Origin of the sequence: Pseudomonas sp. LD120, from assembly GCF_009861525.1 — a bacterium.
Classification (GTDB): Bacteria; Pseudomonadota; Gammaproteobacteria; order Pseudomonadales; family Pseudomonadaceae; genus Aquipseudomonas.
In genome coordinates this window covers 160,229-176,402 of the sequence record NZ_WVHL01000006.1, presented here as the reverse complement: position 1 = coordinate 176,402, position 16,174 = coordinate 160,229, and the positions used below count along the sequence as shown (strand labels likewise).

Below are 16,174 nucleotides of genomic sequence, written 5' to 3'. Positions count from 1 at the left end.
AGCCCAAGCCGGTCTTGAGCTTCGGTTCTGCGGTGGCTGGCGGACCCGTTGCGGGCCCCGCCGGGGTCAGACGCTGAAGTGCAGAGCGTTAGTCAGGTCGCCCATGGGCTTCTGGCCCCGGGCAAGCATGGCCTCGTCACGCTCCTTGATGCCGTCCAGGGTTTCCAGCTGGAACACCCGGGTGATCAGCCGCAGGATCGAGGCGGTGTCATACACCGTGTGATCCACCGTACCCTTGCGGGCGAACGGCGACACCACCAGCGCCGGAATCCGTGTGCCCGGGCCCCAGCGATCGCCCTGGGGCGGCGCTACGTGGTCCCACCAACCGCCGTTCTCGTCGACGGTGACGATCACCACCATGTCTTTCCATTGCGGGCTTTCCTGCAGCACTTTCAACGCGCGGTCGATGTGCCGGTCGCCGGCGGCCACATCGGCATAGCCGGCGTGCAGGTTGAGGTTGCCCTGGGGCTTGTAGAAGGTCACCGCCGGCAGCTTGCCGGCCTCGGCGTCGGCGAAGAACTTGTTGGTGCTCGACTCATCCCCCAGGCCGCCGTCGCGCAGGCGTCTGGCGCGCTCGGCCGGGTTTTCCGGGCCCTGGCGCAGGAAGTAGTTGAACGGCTGGTGGTGGTACTGGAAGTTGGGGATCTTGGGAATCCCGCCGGAATCCTTGAACTGCTCCAGGGTCGCCTGCCAGGCGCCGCCGTACCAGGCCCAGTCGACGTTGTTCTTCGACAACTTGTCGCCGATGTGTTCATGGGTTTGCGGCACCAGCACGCTGGGCAGGTCGGGCTTGGCGTAGTCCGGGCGCTCCGGGTCGCGGATCCAGGTCGGCCAGTAGGGCGGGGCCATGGTGTTGACCGCGTAGCCGTCCGGGGTCAAGGCGCTGGGGCCGAACTGCGGCGCCCCGTCCATGGCACTGGCCGGGGATTTGTCCAGGGGCTTGAGGCGGGTGCCCTTGGGGTCGTCGCCCTGCAAGGTGGCGATCTGCGGTTTGGCCACCGAGTTGGCGGCGTCGGGGTAGAACGGCACCTTGGCGCTGATCAGGTACTGGTGGTTGAGGAACGAGCCACCAAAAGCCCCCTGGAAGAAGTTGTCGCAGAGCACGAACTCTCGGGCCACATCCCACAGGCGCAGGGAGTAACGGGTTTGCGCGTAGTGCCCCATGGTCAGGGCGCCGGAGTCGGCCCAGGCCACGAAACCATCATTCTTGCCGCCGTTGATTTGCATCTGGTTCTGGTAGAACAGGTGCCACAGGTCTCGGGTCACCAGGCCCAGGGGCAGGTCTTCGCCGCTGGGGCCCTTGAGGGCGAACGGTGCGTTGGGCAGGTTCTCCTGGAATTGGGTTTCCACCGGGTAGGTGACGCCGTCCAGGGTTTGCGGACCGACCTGCAGAATGCCGCCCCAGATCGGCGGCAGTTTCGACAGCAGGCTGCCATCGCGATCCCGTTGCTGGAACGCTTCGGGCTTGAGGGCCGAAAGGGGTTTTTCGACCCCGGGGAAGTTGGCGAAAAGGTTATTGAAACTGCGGTTTTCGGCGTAGATCACCACTACGTTTTTCACCTGCTCGTGTAGCGCCTTATCCAGCTCGGTGGCCGACAGCGGCCGTTCAACGGGTTTGCCTCCTGGCTCGCCGGTGTTGCTGCAGGCACTCAGCGTGGCACCGACCCCCAGAACGGCAACGCCGCCTAGAAAGCGGCGGCGGCTGGTATCGGTGGGCTCATCGGTGGCGGATTCGGAAGTGTTGCGCTGATCGGTGTCGTCGCTCATGTCGGGTCCTTGCTCGTCCATTTGAGAGTCTGTTACAAAATATTTCGTTCGCACGGTAGCAACCGAATATGACGCAAAGACTACAGGAATGCTTCAGGAGTCCACTGCGAAGCGTACTGATCAGTCTGAAATCTTTAGCGAATTGGCTTATCCACAGGCTCGCCGCCAGATGCCGCAAGCCTGTGGTCCCGTCAGGGGAGTAGCGGTGGCAGGTACGCCAATGTGGTGCCCAGCGCCCAGAGCAGGACCAGAACCAACGGCGCGTGCACCAGTAACTGGACGAAGGAGAAACCGATCAGGTCCCGGGCCTTCAGACCCAGTACGCCCAGTAGCGGCAGCATATAGAAGGGGTTGATCAGGTTCGGCAAGGCTTCGGCGGCGTTGTAGATCTGCACGGCCCAGCCCAGGTGGTACTGCAGGTCATTGGCCACCTGCATCACATAGGGCGCCTCGATGATCCACTTGCCGCCGCCCGAGGGAATGAAGAAGCCCAGCACCGCCGAGTACAGACCCATCAACAGGGCGTAGGTGTCGTGGGAGGCGATCTGTACGAAGAAGGTCGAGATGTGGTGAGCCAGGGTCTGGCCGTCCACGCCCTTGACCTGCGTCATCAGCGCGGCGATGGAACCGTACAGCGGAAACTGGATCAGCACCCCGGTGGTGGTGGGCACCGCCCGGGCCACGGCGTCGAGGAAGCTGCGTGGGCGCCAGTGCAGTAGGGCGCCGGCCATCAGGAACAGGAAGTTGTAGGTGTTGAGCCCGGAGATCGCGGTGATCGCCGGCTTGGTGGCGAACTCGTGATACAGCCAGCCGGCGGCCAGCAGCGCCAGGAGAATGGTCAGCAACGGGCTGTACTCCAGCCACTCGCCGGGGCGGGTCCGCGGTGCTGGCTCGGGCAGGCTGAAGCTCGGGTCGACCCCGCAGGCCTGGGCATCCCGGGCGCTGTTGGGCCCCGGGGCGGTGGCGTAGGCGACGATCAGCGAGACGACGATCAGGGCTAGCAGCAACACCCCCGACTGCCAGAGAAAAATGGTCTGGGTGAAGGGAATCACCCCGGTGATGGCCAGGATCGACGGCGGCAGGCTGCCGGGGTTGGCTTGCAACTGCGCGGCCGAGGACGACAACCCCAGCGCCCACACCGCGCCCAGGCCCAGGTAGGCGGCCGCCCCGGCGGCGCGGTAGTCCATGCGCAGTTCGCTGCGTCGGGCCAGGGCCCGTACCAGCAGACCGCCGAACACCAGGGACAGTCCCCAGTTGAGCAAGGAGGCGAGCATAGAAATCAGCGCCACCCAGGCCACCGCCGAGCGGCCGTTCTTGGGGATACGCGCCAGCTTGTCGATCAATTTCACCGCTGGCGGCGAACTGGCCACTACATAGCCGCCAATGACCACGAAGGCCATTTGCAGGGTGAAAGGGATCAGGCTCCAGAAACCGTCACCGAAGGCCTTGGCGGCATCGGTGGGTTTGGCACCCATGGCCAGGGTGGCCAGGGTCACAACAATCACTGCCAGCGCGGCAAACACCCAGGAATCGGGAAACCAGCGTTCAGCCCAGTTCGAACAGCGCAGGGCGAAGCGGGCGGAGCGGCTCTCTTGAATATCAGCGGCCACGATAGTACCTCGTGTTTTTTATGGTTATCAGGAGGTGGCCGTTCCAGACGGAGGCGGCCGAAAACTGTGCCAGAATGCGACAATTGCCACGGACTGCAAAGGACTCAACGCCGATGTCATTTTCTGCTGAAGAACGCGCCGCACTGCTCAAGGTCAAGGGTGTCGGGCCCACGGTGGTGGGCCGCCTGGAACAATTGGGGATCCATTCCCTGAGCCAGTTGGCCGCCGCCGATGCCCTGGACATCGTCACCCAGGCCTCGGCCCTGGTGGGCTCCAGTTGCTGGAAAAACAGCCCTCAGGCCCGCGCCGCGATCCAGGCGGCGATCGCCATGGCCAAGGGCTCGTCTATAGAGCGGATCGCCAACGACTGATGGTTGTTCCTCGGGACGATTGCATGGACCATGTGCAACCTTGCTGATTGCCACCCTCCGAGTTGCTTTTATGACCCCTTCCTCTGAGTCGTCACCGGCGCGCTTTTCCCGCTCCGACTACAAGACCCTGGGCCTGGCCGCCTTGGGCGGAGCCCTGGAAATCTATGATTTCATCATCTTCGTATTTTTCGCCCTGACCCTGAGCCAGTTGTTCTTCCCCCCGGAGATGCCTGAATGGCTGCGCCTGCTGCAAAGCTTCGGGATCTTTGTCACCGGCTACCTGGCCCGGCCTCTGGGCGGGATTCTCATGGCGCACTTCGCCGACCGTCTGGGGCGCAAGAAGGTCTTCAGCCTGAGCATCCTGATGATGGCGCTGCCCTGCCTGCTGATCGGCATCATGCCCACCTACGCCCAGATCGGTTACTTGGCCCCCTTGCTCCTGCTGGCCTTGCGGGTGCTGCAAGGCGCCGCGGTGGGCGGGGAAGTGCCCAGTGCCTGGGTGTTTGTCGCCGAACACGCGCCGCGGGCCCATCGCGGCTATGCCCTGGGTTTTCTCCAGGCCGGGTTGACCTTCGGCTACCTGCTGGGCGCGCTGACCGCGACCCTGCTGGCGCGGGTCTTCAGCCCCGAGGAAATCCTCGACCACGCCTGGCGCTACCCCTTCCTGCTGGGCGGGGTGTTTGGCGTGATCGGTGTCTGGCTGCGCCGCTGGTTGAGTGAAACCCCGGTATTCATGGCCCTGCAGGAGCAACGCGCCGCCGCCGGCGAGTTGCCGCTGCGCACGGTGTTGCGCGAGCACCGGCTGGCGATCTTGCCGGCGCTGATCCTCACCTGTGTGCTGACCTCGGCGGTGGTGGTGTTTGTGGTTATCACCCCGACCATGATGCAAAAGAGTTTTGGCATGAGCGCCAGCCACACCTTTGCCCTGAGCAGCCTGGGCATTGTCTTCCTCAACATCGGCTGTGTGCTGGCCGGGCTGATCGTCGATCGCCTCGGCGCCTGGCGCACGGTGATGCTCTACAGCCTGCTGTTGCCGCTGGGCATTGGCGTGCTTTATGGCTGCCTGATCAGCGGCGGCGAGTGGATCGGCCTGGCCTACGCCATCGCAGGTCTGGGTTGCGGAGTGGTGGGCGCGGTACCGTCGGTGATGGTCAGTCTGTTTCCGCCGCGGATTCGCGTGTCGGGTATTTCCTTCACCTACAACATTGCCTATGCCCTGTGGGCCAGCACCACGCCGTTGCTGCTGATCGCGCTGATGCCCTGGAGTCCGTGGGTCTGTGTGATCTATTGCGCGGTGATGGGGGCGGTGGGCATCGCCAGTGCCGGCTACTTTGGCGCGCGCGTGGGCGCCGCCAGCCCGGCCACGGCAGCAGGCGACTGGTGCCATTGATCCGGGTCAACGGCCTGCAGTCGGCGTAGTTCTGCGCCGCTGGCGTGCGGGCCACTGACGCCGGCCGCGACCGATCATTCAGGCAGCAGTTGCTCCAGATAGCGAGTGCGCTCTTTGCTCAGACGGGTCACGCAGAGGTTGATCAGGGTGGCGTGAGCCGGCTTGCCGGGCTCTACTTCAAAGGCTTCCAGCACACAGGTGTGGTCACGGTATTTGATCCAGGCCCGCTGGGCATTGCGCAGTTTGCTCAGGTATTCCTGCTCTTGCAGCATGTGGCTGGGGTACTGGGTGTGAACCCGCCCCAGTAAGGCCTGATAACTCTGGTTCAAGGCGTTGTCGGCAAGTTCCTTGTCTTGCCGGGCGCAGCGCTCGACCTGTTCGCTGACGCTGATATTCACGCAGTCCAGTGGCGCCGCCTGGGCACAAGTCCAGCCGCCGAGCCCGATGAGCAGGGCGCAGACCAGGCTGGATCTGCAGGGCTGATGGTGCATGACGATCCCTCGCGCTGAGAATGGAGCGGGCATTCTACAGTGCTGTCGCCGATGCCCAAGGGGTGGGGCTGCAGGGGGCGCTCAGTCGCGCGCTTCCAGAACATAACCCACGCCGCGCAAGGTGTGGATCAGCTTGCGCTCGAAGGGGTCGTCGATCTTCGCTCGCAAGCGCCGGATCGAGACTTCAACCACATTGGTGTCGCAGTCGAAATTCATGTCCCAGACAAAGGAGATGATCTGGGTCCGTGACAGCACCACGCCGCTCTGGCGCATCAGCAGGTGCAGCAGGGCGAACTCCTTGGTGGTCAGGTCGATGCGCTGCGTGCCACGAAAGGCCCGGTGCCGGCTCTGATCCAGTTCCAGGTCGGCAACCCGCAGCACATCCGCCAGCGGTGTCTGCTCACTGCGGCGCATCAAGGTACGGACCCGGGCCAGCAGTTCGGGAAACTGGAACGGCTTGACCAGGTAATCGTCGGCGCCCAGGTCCAGGCCGCGGATCTTGTCCGTCAGCCGGCCCAGGGCGGAGAGCAGCATGACCCGTGTGTTGCTGTCCTGGCGGATCTGCCGCAGCACCTCCCAGCCGTCGATCTGCGGCAGGTTGATGTCGAGGATCACCAGGTCGTAGGCGTGCTGGCGGGTCAGGTGCAGACCGTCCGCGCCAGTGTTGGCGCAATCCACTACATAACCACTTTCACTCAGGCCCTGTTGCAGGTAGTCGGCGGTTTTGAGTTCATCTTCGATGACCAGGATACGCATGCAGGGAAAACTCTCGGAAGGGTAAAAAAGGCCGTTGGCAGCACACCGCGAAAAGAGCGCGTTAATACTCGATAAGTGGCTCTTCTGGTGTTTATGGAAGTGTTGATTAAGCAGATTAAAAGTGTGCTTTGCGGTGGTCTGCGAATACTCGAATGCTAATACAGATCCTTGTGCCAGAGCCTTGGCTAACGGATTTGTAATCTTTGCGCCACCCTGCTGATAAGTGCTGAAAGTTACAGTTGGCCGAACTTGAAACTCTCCCTATCAATGGGCGGAGTGTTGCAGCGTTCTATCGGCCTGAGTTTCAGCTCTGGCGTCTTGATAGATTACGCCGCGCCTTCGCAGACATGTTGCCTCTGTAGGGGCCGGACCCTGTTATGCCGACTTTCCCGAGACCTTCCGAGCGGCGGGCGCGCCCGTACCTGGTGATGCTGTTATTGGCGTTGGCGGCGCCGCCCCTGAGCGCTGCTGAACAACCGTTACTGAGCCTGGATAGTGCCCTGGACAGGGCTTTTGCCAACAACCCTGAGCAGGCGGCCGCACGCTGGGAAATCGATATCGCCCAGGGCGCCCGCCAGCAGGCTGGCCTGATGCCCAACCCGGTGTTGTCGGTGGAGGCCGAGGACACCCGCCGCGACTCGCGCACCACGACGGTCAAGCTCAGTCAGGCGCTGGAGCTGGGGGGCAAGCGTAGTGCCCGGGTGGCGCTGGCCAGTGGCGAGCAAGCGCTGGCGGCCTTGGAGCTGGAACGGCGCCGCAATCAACTGCGGGCTGATGTGCTGGAGGCGTATTTCGCCGCGCTGCGGGCCCAGGAGAGTACGCGCCTGGCCGGGCGCTCCTTGGCCCTGGCCGAACGTGGGGTGCGCGTGGCTCAGGGCCAGGTCAACGCCGGCAAGGCCTCGCCGGTGGAGGCCACGCGGGCCCAGGTGCAGTTGGCGCAAGTGCGCCTGGAACTCAAGCGTGGACAAATGGAACAGGCCAACGCCTATCGGCAGTTGGCCAGGGTGACCGGCAGCAGCACCACGGATTTTGCTGGCGTACAGGACCCGCCGCTGACGGCGCCGCGGTTGCCGACGGCGGCGCAGTTGCTGGGGCGATTGCAGGAAACCGCCGAGTTGCGCCTGGCGGAGCAGGCGATCGTCCAGCGCGAGGCGTCCCTGGGGCTGGAGCAGGCTCAGCGGATTCCCAACCTGGACCTGAGCATCGGCAGTCAGTATGACGCCGCGGCCCGTGAGCGGGTGAACCTGGTGGGGGTATCGCTGCCGCTGCCGCTGTTCAATCGCAACCAAGGCAACGTGCTGTCGGCGGCGCGGCGGGTCGATCAAGCCCGTGATGTGCGCAACGCCACCGAGCTGCGCCTGCGCAGTGAAACCCGTCAGGCCCTGGCGCAATGGCGCACGGCCCAGGGCGAGGTGCGGTCTTTCAATCAGGCCCTGCTGCCCGCCGCCCAGAGTGCCGTGGACAGCGCCACTCGGGGTTTCGAAATGGGCAAGTTCAGCTTCCTCGACGTGTTGGATGCCCAGCGCACGCTGATCAACGCCCGTCACCAGTACCTGGCCGCGGTGGCACAAACCACCGAGGCCAGGGTGCGCATCGAACGCATCTACGGTGACCTTGCCCGGTGGTGAACGCCTGGCTGCGGGGCCTGACCTGTGTGGTCGCGTTGCTGGTCAGTGATTGCAGCGCAGCGCCCCCGGTGGAGCCTGACGACGGGCCCCGGCATGGGTGCGTGCACGAATGGCATAGGGCCTTCGATCGATTCTTCTTTCCCTCTAGCTCGTAAGGCCGCGCCCGGCGCCGCCGAACCTCGATTCTTTCAGGAGCCTTCATGGATAAAAAACGCAGCCTCGTTGTGGCCGTCAGTGCAGTGCTCGGCCTTGGGTTGGCCGTTTTGCTGCTGCCTGAACTGTCGGTTGCTCCGGCCGCCTCCCAGGTCAAGGCCCCCGCGGCACAAGAGCAGCCCGGGCACGCAGAGCAAGGGCACCTGGAACTGAGTCCCGAGCAGATCCAGGCCGCCGGGGTCGAGTTGGCCGTGGCCGGCCCGCGGCGCCTCAAGCGCTTGCTCAGCCTGCCGGGGGAGATTCGCTTCGATGAAGACCGCACCTCGCACATCGTGCCCCGGGCGGCCGGGGTGGTGGAGTCGGTGCGGGTCAATCTCGGGCAGTCGATCAAGCGCGGTGAGCTGTTGGCGGTGATCGCCAGTCAACAGGTGTCCGATCAGCGCAGCGAGCTGGCGGCCGCCGGGCGCCGGTTGGAGCTGGCCCGTACCACCTTCGAGCGCGAACGCCAGTTGTGGATCGACCAGATCTCCGCCGAGCAGGATTACCTGCTGGCCCGCCAGAACCTGCAAGAAGCACAAATCGCCCTCAACAATGCCCGGCAGAAAATGAACGCCCTGAGCGGCAGCGCGCAGTTGTTGGGCGGCAATCGCTATGAAATGCGCGCGCCATTCGACGGCGTGGTGGTGGAAAAGCACCTCAGCGTCGGTGAGGTGGTGAGCGACAACAGCGCCGCGTTCACCCTGTCCGATCTGTCCCGGGTCTGGGCCACCTTTGGGGTGTTTCCCCAGGACCTGGACAAGGTCCGGGTCGGCCAGCCCGTGACGGTCAGCTCCAGCGAACTGGGGACTCAGGTCCAGGGCCGGGTGGCCTATGTCGGCAGCCTCTTGGGTGAACAGAGTCGGACCGCCCCGGTCCGAGTGACCTTGGCCAACCCCGACGAGGCTTGGCGTCCGGGGCTGTTCGTCTCGGTGCAGGTGGCCACCGAGGCCTTCGACGTACCGGTCACTGTGCCGCAGACGGCGATCCAGACCGTGGAAGACCGGCCTTCGGTGTTTGTCCGGGTCGCCGAGGGCTTCCAGGCCACGCCGGTGGTCATCGGTGCCAGCGATGACGGTTTTGTCGAGGTCCGCGAAGGCTTGGCCGTCGGGGCCCGGGTCGCCACCCGTGGCAGCTTCACCCTCAAGTCCGAGCTGGGCAAAGGCTCGGCCGACCATGGCCATTGATCGGTCACAGCACAGAGTGATTTCCCATGTTTGAGCGCCTCATTCAATTCGCCATCGAGCAGCGCATCATCGTCCTGTTGGCGGTGCTGCTGATGGCCGGGGTCGGCATCGCCAGCTACCAGAAGCTGCCGATCGACGCGGTCCCCGACATCACCAACGTCCAGGTGCAGATCAACTCGGCGGCGCCGGGTTTTTCGCCCCTGGAAACCGAACAGCGCATCACCTTTCCCATCGAGACCGCCATGGCCGGGCTGCCGGGTTTGCAGCAGACCCGCTCGCTGTCGCGCTCGGGGCTGTCCCAGGTGACAGTGATCTTCAAGGACGGCACCGACCTGTTTTTCGCCCGGCAACTGGTCAACGAGCGCCTGCAAGTGGCTCGCGAGCAATTGCCTCAAGGTGTGGAGGCGGTGATGGGGCCGATCTCCACTGGCCTGGGGGAAATCTTCCTGTGGACCGTGGAAGCCGAAGACGGCGCGCGCAAGGAGGATGGCACGCCGTACACGCCCACCGATCTGCGGGTGATCCAGGACTGGATCATCAAGCCGCAGTTGCGCAACGTGCCCGGCGTGGCCGAGATCAACACCATCGGTGGCTTTGCCAAGGAGTACCAGATCGCCCCGGATCCCAAGCGCCTGGCAGCCTACAAGCTGACCCTCAATGACCTGCTGACCGCCCTGGAACGCAATAACGCCAATGTCGGCGCCGGCTACATCGAGCGCGGCGGCGAGCAGTTGCTGATCCGCGCTCCGGGGCAACTGGCGTCCATCGAGGACATCGCCAACATCGTCATCAGCCGCAGCGACGGCACGCCGATCCGCGTGCGCAATGTCGCCCAGGTACAGATCGGTCGCGAACTGCGCACCGGCGCGGCCACCGAGAACGGCCGGGAAGTGGTGCTGGGCACGGTGTTCATGCTGATCGGCGAGAACAGCCGCAGCGTGTCCCAGGCGGTGGCGAAAAAACTCGAAGAAATCAATCGCTCGCTGCCCGAAGGAGTGGTGGCGGTCACCGTGTATGACCGCACCCACCTGGTGGAAAAAGCCATCGCCACGGTGAAGAAGAACCTCTTCGAGGGCGCGCTGTTGGTGATCGTGATTCTGTTCCTGTTCCTGGGCAACATCCGCGCGGCACTGATCACCGCCCTGGTGATTCCGCTGTCGATGCTGTTCACCTTCACCGGCATGTTCAGCAACAAGGTCAGCGCCAACCTGATGAGCCTCGGTGCCCTGGACTTCGGCATCATCGTTGACGGCGCGGTGGTCATCGTGGAAAACGCCATCCGCCGCCTGGCCCATGCCCAGCAGCGCCACGGGCGCCTGCTGACCCGCTCCGAGCGCTTGCATGAAGTCTTTGCCGCAGCCAAGGAAGCCCGCCGGGCGCTGATCTTCGGCCAGTTGATCATCATGGTGGTGTACCTGCCGATCTTCGCCCTCACCGGGGTGGCCGGGAAGATGTTTCATCCCATGGCGTTCACCGTGGTCATGGCGCTGTTGGGGGCGATGATTCTGTCGGTGACCTTCGTCCCGGCGGCCATCGCGCTGTTCGTCACCGGCAAGGTCAAGGAAGAGGAAAACCTGCTGATGCGCAGCGCCAAGCGCGGCTACGCGCCGGTGCTGGACTGGGTCATGGCCCGGCGTGGTCCGACCGTTGCCCTGGTGGGGCTAATCCTGTTGGGCAGCGCCGGCGTGGCCAGCCGCATGGGCAGCGAATTCATCCCCAGCCTCAGCGAGGGCGACTTCGCCCAGCAGGCGTTGCGGGTGCCCGGTACCAGCCTCACGCAATCGGTGGACCTGCAGCAGCGTCTGGAGAAAACCCTGCTGGCGCAGGTGCCGGAAATCGAGCGGGTGTTTGCCCGTACCGGCACCGCAGAGATCGCCTCGGACCCGATGCCGCCGAATATTTCCGACAGTTACGTGATGCTCAAGCCCAAGGCCCAGTGGCCCGACCCGGGTAAATCCCGCGAGGCCCTGATCGCCGATATCCAGCGCGCCAGCGCCCGGGTGCCCGGCAGCGCCTACGAGCTGTCGCAACCGATCCAACTGCGCTTCAACGAACTGATTTCCGGGGTGCGCAGCGATGTGGCGGTCAAGGTATTCGGCGACGACATGACAGTGCTGAACAAGACCGCCAATGACATCGCCACGGCCTTGCAAGGGCTCTCGGGCGCCTCGGAAGTCAAGGTCGAGCAAACCTCCGGCTTGCCGGTGTTGACCATCAACATCGATCGCGACAAGGCCGCACGTTTCGGCCTGAACGTGGGCGATGTGCAAGACACCCTTGCGGTGGCGGTGGGTGGGCGCCAGGCCGGCACCCTGTACGAAGGCGACCGGCGCTTCGACATGGTGGTGCGCCTGGCGGATCCACTGCGTACCGACATCGATGGCCTGTCGCGGCTGCTGATCCCGATCCCGGCGATGGCGGGCGCGGCCAGCGGGCAGATTGGCTTTATCAGCCTGGCGCAAGTGGCCAGCCTCGACCTGGTGCTGGGCCCCAACCAGATCAGTCGCGAGAACGGCAAGCGCCTGGTGATCGTCAGCGCCAACGTGCGCGGCCGCGACATCGGCTCCTTCGTTGAAGAGGCCACGGCCATGATCGAAGCCAAGGTCAAGGTCCCCGCGGGTTACTGGACCACCTGGGGTGGCCAGTTCGAGCAATTGCAAGAAGCCTCCGAGCGCCTACAAGTGGTGGTGCCGGTGGCTCTGCTGCTGGTGTTTGGCCTGTTGTTCATGATGTTCAACAACCTCAAGGACGGCCTGCTGGTGTTCAGTGGCATTCCCTTTGCCTTGACCGGCGGGATCATGGCCTTGTGGCTGCGGGACATCCCACTGTCGATCTCGGCGGGTGTGGGGTTCATTGCCCTGTCCGGGGTCGCGGTGCTCAACGGCCTGGTGATGATCGCCTTCATCCGCAACCTGCGCGAAGAGGGTCGTGGCTTGTCCATGGCGATTCACGAAGGGGCCCTGACCCGCCTGCGCCCGGTGCTGATGACCGCTTTGGTGGCGTCCCTGGGTTTCATCCCCATGGCCTTGGCTACCGGCACCGGTGCCGACGTGCAACGCCCTCTGGCCACCGTGGTGATAGGTGGCATCCTGTCCTCCACCGTTCTCACCCTGCTGGTCCTGCCGGCGCTGTACCACTGGGCCCACCGCAGGGAAGAGGACTGATCGCGTGCTGCTTCTTGTAGCCGCTGCCGCAGGCTGCGAACGGGCTGGGCGGCACTCCGTCGAAGGGCGCGGCGCTCTTGAGGCCGCTGCGGGTTTGGCTGGAGATTGTCAGGCAAGGTCCTACGGACCTTTGCGTAGCTTCGCCTTGGCTCAGCAGCGGCTACAGATGCCAGTCCTGCGGCAGATTTGGGGCAAAAAAGGCTCTTCACGGATTACCGGGAAAGACGCTCTTGATCTTCATGAAAAAGAATTCGCTATCTCGGTAACCGTACGCCATCCGCTTAATGACCTTTATTCGATTGTTTATTCCTTCCAACTGCCCCGTGTGCATCGGCCAGCGAACCCGGCTCACGATGCCCCGCCAGTAATCCTTTAGCCGTTTGGCGAACTGGATCAGTGCTGGTATTTCGCTTTCATGCGCATGGCGCAGCCATCGCTTCCAGGCCGATCGCCAGCCCCAGGCAGTACTCGGGGTCCAGAGTGTTTTGAGTTCAGCCTTCATCAAATAGACCGTCATCAACGCTTGGTTGGCTGCCAGCAGATCCTCCAGGCGGACCTGTTGTTCCGGCGTTTTCAAGTTCTGCGCATTGCGCAGCAACAACCATCGCGCCTGCTTGATAACCTTGCGGGCAGGCTTGTCGTGACGCAATCGATTAGCCTCATCGACGCGGACCCGGTCAATCACCTCTCGGCCATATTTGGCCACCACATGGAAGAGGTCGTAGACCACTCGCGCGTTGGGACAGTGCTGACGAACCTCCAGGTCAAAAGCGGTGTTCATGTCCATCGCCACTGCTTCGATTCGAGCACAACCCTCTGGCCCCAGCTCTTCGAAGAAAGGCCTGACCGCTGCTCGGCTGCGACCCTCGCCGATCCACAGCACTCGTGGTGTATCCGCGTCCAGCACCACGCTGGCATAACGGTGACCTTTGAACAGTGCGAACTCGTCCATCACTAGACGTCGTGGTTGGGCTTTGGGGAGCGCGCTCAAGGCCACTTGCAACGCGCGCCGCTCCAGCAACCGAACGGTGTCCCAGTGCAGCCCGAACAACTGCGCCACATGCAGCGTCGCATGGCCTTCGCAGGCTTGAGTGACGGCCTCCGCCAGACGCCGCGTCATGCGGGCATAGCGATCCAGCCAACTGACGGCCTCCATGCGTTTACCGCAGTCACGACAGCCAACACGTCTGAGCAACACGTTGAGGCGCACCGCACGGCCGAGAATCGGTAAATCGCGGACAACTCGCTCGCAATACTCATGGGTGGTTGAACAGGTTTTTTGGCAGCCGCTACAGGAAGGGAATCGGGTGGCGTGGGGAATCAGGTCGATCTGAAGCGCATCGCCATCAGGCTTGATGGTGACGACAGAAAAGCCCTCCCAAAAAGGAAGGAAAGTATTAATATCGCGCATAAGAACGCCGGTTTTTTAGATGTGTTTGCTCGCACGAACATCATCGATCAAATCGGCGTTCTTGTTTCTATGTTTCCCGGGATTCCGTGAAGAACCAAAAAAAAGCGCCCCATGAGGGACGCTAAAAATTCATCTCTTTCCAAAGGAGCATCAGAAAAAACGCTTCAAGAGATGAACGTGCTCTGTGGGCAACGGCGCTCAGATGTCTTGTGCGGCCGCGTTGGACGATGACGCATCACGGGGGGCTTTGCCGGTGCCGTCGGTGCTGGCGGTTTGCTGGTTGGCATCGCCGTGAATCTGTTCCTGGCTGGCCAGGAAATCTTCACGAACTTGCTGCGGGCGTTCGCTGCCATCAGCCGCCCAGGTGGCCGAGCCGGTCGTGGCCAGAAGGCCGATCAACAACAATTGGGTTGGGTGCATGGATGGTCTCCTGACAAGCTATCGAGCCGGGGAAAGTCCGGCGGATTTGAGTGTGTCCGGGAGTATAGGGAGGCCAACCTAACGAGAAGGTGAGGCCGATATTACCGTTCTGAAAGGCGCGAGTCTGTGAAGAAGTTTTAACACCGGACAGGCCGTAACCTGCCCGGCCAGACGCTTTAGAGCAGGGCCAGTGGGTACTCGACGATCAGCCGGAATTCCTCCAGGTCGGATTCGAACTGGCTGGAGCGGATGGTTGCCTGGCGGATGCGCAGGGACAGGTCCTTGAGCGTGCCGTCCTGGAACACGTATTTGGCTTCGATATCCCGTTCCCAGCGACGTTGATCGGTCAGCGGATCACCCGCCGCGTCGCGGCGCATGTACACCGCGTTGGCGTGGCTGTAGTCGGCGTCGCGGCCTCGGGCGTAACGGGTCATGAACGACAGCCCGGGAATGCCCAGGGTCTGCATGTCCAGGTCGTAGCGGACCATCCACGAACGCTCCTTGGGCGAGTTGAAGTCGCTGTACTGGATCGAGTTGTCGAGGAAGATCGAGTCCGACTGGCGCAGGTAGTCGAAGTCGTCGTTACCGTTGTTGCGCTGGTGCGACAGGGCCAGGGTGTGGGCGCCGTAGGTGGCGCCGACCTTGGCGCTCCAGATGTTGTTGTCGAACTCGCCCAGCAGTTTCTTGCCCTCGTCCACAGCCTTGTAATAGTTGAAGCCGCTGAACAGGGTCAGGTCGTCGGACACCGGGTAGTTCACCGCCGTACCGAAGTAGTACTGATCCCAGGCGTCTTTCAGGCGGCTGCTGTAGAGGCTGAAACTGAGGTGGGGGTTGAGCCTGTAGTCGCCACCGAAGTAGCCGACCCAGGGCGAGTCGACCTTGCCGGCGTAGAAGGTGGCGAAGCCGTCGCGCAGGCCGCTGCTGTCGGGCTGGCTCATGGCGTGCAGGCGCCCGCCCTGCAGGTTGAGACCCTCGAGGCTGGTGTTTTCCAGAGTCATTCCGCGAAAGCTTTCTGGCAGCAGGCGCGAGTCACCGTAGTGCACCACCGGGGTCTTGGGGAACACGTCGCCGACTTTCAGCACAGTGTCCAGGGCCCGTACTTTTACCGCGCCACCGGCCTTGCCGTAGCCATCGGCGGGCTCGTTGTCGTGGTTCACCGGCAGCATGCCGAAGGAGCCACGGCCGCCGCTGCGCCCGTTGCCGGAGTCGAGCTTGAGGCCATACATGGCAAAGGCGTCGATACCGAAGCCGACCGTGCCCTGGGTGAAACCGGATTCGAACTTGCCGATCAGGCCCTGGGCCCAGGCTTCGGAATAACCGTTGCCGGTGGGGCTGGACTGGCCTTTGCGATCGTCACGATTGAAGTAGTAATTGCGTAGCAGCACGTCGAGGCGGCTGCCTTCGACAAAGCCTTCGGGGCGTTCCTCGGCGGCCACTGCGGCCACGGGACACAACCCCAGTACCGCGGTGAGCACGGACAGGGACAAGGGGGGGGGATACGCATGGGGTCGCTCCTGAGTGTTGGCAGCTATCAACTTTTATATCGCCAGAGGCGTTCTTATTGGGCTCGACCAACAGGCGTGGTAACGCCCTGAAAGTCGTCGTCGATAGTTGCAAACGGCAGATAACGGCGCGGTGACCCGCTGATTACAATTGTGCAAGAAAGGCTCGTCGACAGGCGCTGGCGGCGTCCCTGAAACCCCGATGAACCGGGTGTCCGATGGCGCACCGGGGCAGTGCGGGCGGGTGCATTACAGATAAGTAATGTGCCTGCGATCATTCTGACAGGG

12 protein-coding genes are annotated in these 16,174 nt (G+C 63.3%); 5 read left to right on the top strand and 7 right to left on the bottom strand.

The features are described from left to right. Nucleotides 1–66 precede the first annotated feature (66 nt). On the bottom strand, nucleotides 67–1,767 hold the full coding sequence (locus PLD_RS30085; protein ID WP_159898389.1) for an acid phosphatase: 1,701 nt from the start codon (nucleotides 1,765–1,767) through the stop codon (nucleotides 67–69). A gap of 191 nt (nucleotides 1,768–1,958) precedes the next feature. Further along, nucleotides 1,959–3,377 (bottom strand): short-chain fatty acid transporter, encoded by a 1,419-nt coding sequence (locus tag PLD_RS30080; protein ID WP_159898388.1) that lies wholly within the window; start codon nucleotides 3,375–3,377, stop codon nucleotides 1,959–1,961. Between the two features lie 113 nt (nucleotides 3,378–3,490). Here PLD_RS30080 and PLD_RS30075 point away from each other — a divergent pair, with 113 nt between their 5' ends. Both PLD_RS30075 and PLD_RS30070 read left to right on the top strand, forming a co-directional pair. Further along, entirely contained in the window at nucleotides 3,491–3,748 is a 258-nt protein-coding gene (locus PLD_RS30075; RefSeq protein WP_159898387.1) for a helix-hairpin-helix domain-containing protein, read from the top strand. Between the two features lie 70 nt (nucleotides 3,749–3,818). Then, entirely contained in the window at nucleotides 3,819–5,138 is a 1,320-nt protein-coding gene (locus PLD_RS30070; RefSeq protein WP_159898386.1) for an MFS transporter, read from the top strand. Nucleotides 5,139–5,212: 74 nt separating this feature from the next. Here the strand turns inward: PLD_RS30070 and PLD_RS30065 are convergent, their stop codons facing one another. Together PLD_RS30065 and PLD_RS30060 are read right to left on the bottom strand one after the other, a co-directional pair. Continuing rightward, a complete protein-coding gene (locus tag PLD_RS30065) occupies nucleotides 5,213–5,629 on the bottom strand; it encodes a lysozyme inhibitor LprI family protein (RefSeq protein WP_159898385.1) in 417 nt (138 codons plus the stop codon). 81 nt (nucleotides 5,630–5,710) lie between these two features. After that, nucleotides 5,711–6,385, bottom strand: a complete 675-nt coding sequence (locus PLD_RS30060; RefSeq protein WP_159898384.1) for a heavy metal response regulator transcription factor — start codon at nucleotides 6,383–6,385, stop codon at nucleotides 5,711–5,713. Nucleotides 6,386–6,762: 377 nt separating this feature from the next. On the opposite strand from PLD_RS30060, the gene PLD_RS30055 reads away from it, so the two are divergent. The 3 genes from PLD_RS30055 (at nucleotide 6,763) to PLD_RS30045 (ending at nucleotide 12,553) form a co-directional block, all read left to right on the top strand. Then, on the top strand, nucleotides 6,763–8,013 hold the full coding sequence (locus tag PLD_RS30055) for a TolC family protein (protein ID WP_159898383.1): 1,251 nt from the start codon (nucleotides 6,763–6,765) through the stop codon (nucleotides 8,011–8,013). Nucleotides 8,014–8,213: 200 nt separating this feature from the next. Beyond that, on the top strand, nucleotides 8,214–9,389 hold the full coding sequence (locus tag PLD_RS30050; protein ID WP_159898382.1) for an efflux RND transporter periplasmic adaptor subunit: 1,176 nt from the start codon (nucleotides 8,214–8,216) through the stop codon (nucleotides 9,387–9,389). 26 nt (nucleotides 9,390–9,415) lie between these two features. Continuing rightward, on the top strand, nucleotides 9,416–12,553 hold the full coding sequence (locus tag PLD_RS30045) for an efflux RND transporter permease subunit (protein WP_159898381.1): 3,138 nt from the start codon (nucleotides 9,416–9,418) through the stop codon (nucleotides 12,551–12,553). A gap of 205 nt (nucleotides 12,554–12,758) precedes the next feature. On the opposite strand, the gene PLD_RS30040 is transcribed toward PLD_RS30045, so the two are convergent. The 3 genes from PLD_RS30040 to PLD_RS30030 all read right to left on the bottom strand — a co-directional run bounded on the left by PLD_RS30040 (nucleotide 12,759) and on the right by PLD_RS30030 (nucleotide 15,871). Continuing rightward, nucleotides 12,759–13,964, bottom strand: a complete 1,206-nt coding sequence (locus PLD_RS30040) for an ISL3 family transposase (RefSeq protein ID WP_159898380.1) — start codon at nucleotides 13,962–13,964, stop codon at nucleotides 12,759–12,761. A 198-nt stretch (nucleotides 13,965–14,162) separates the two neighbouring features. Next, nucleotides 14,163–14,384, bottom strand: a complete 222-nt coding sequence (locus PLD_RS30035) for a hypothetical protein (protein ID WP_159898379.1) — start codon at nucleotides 14,382–14,384, stop codon at nucleotides 14,163–14,165. Between the two features lie 176 nt (nucleotides 14,385–14,560). Then, on the bottom strand, nucleotides 14,561–15,871 hold the full coding sequence (locus PLD_RS30030) for an OprD family porin (RefSeq protein ID WP_159898378.1): 1,311 nt from the start codon (nucleotides 15,869–15,871) through the stop codon (nucleotides 14,561–14,563). Between the last annotated feature and the right edge of the window lie 303 nt (nucleotides 15,872–16,174).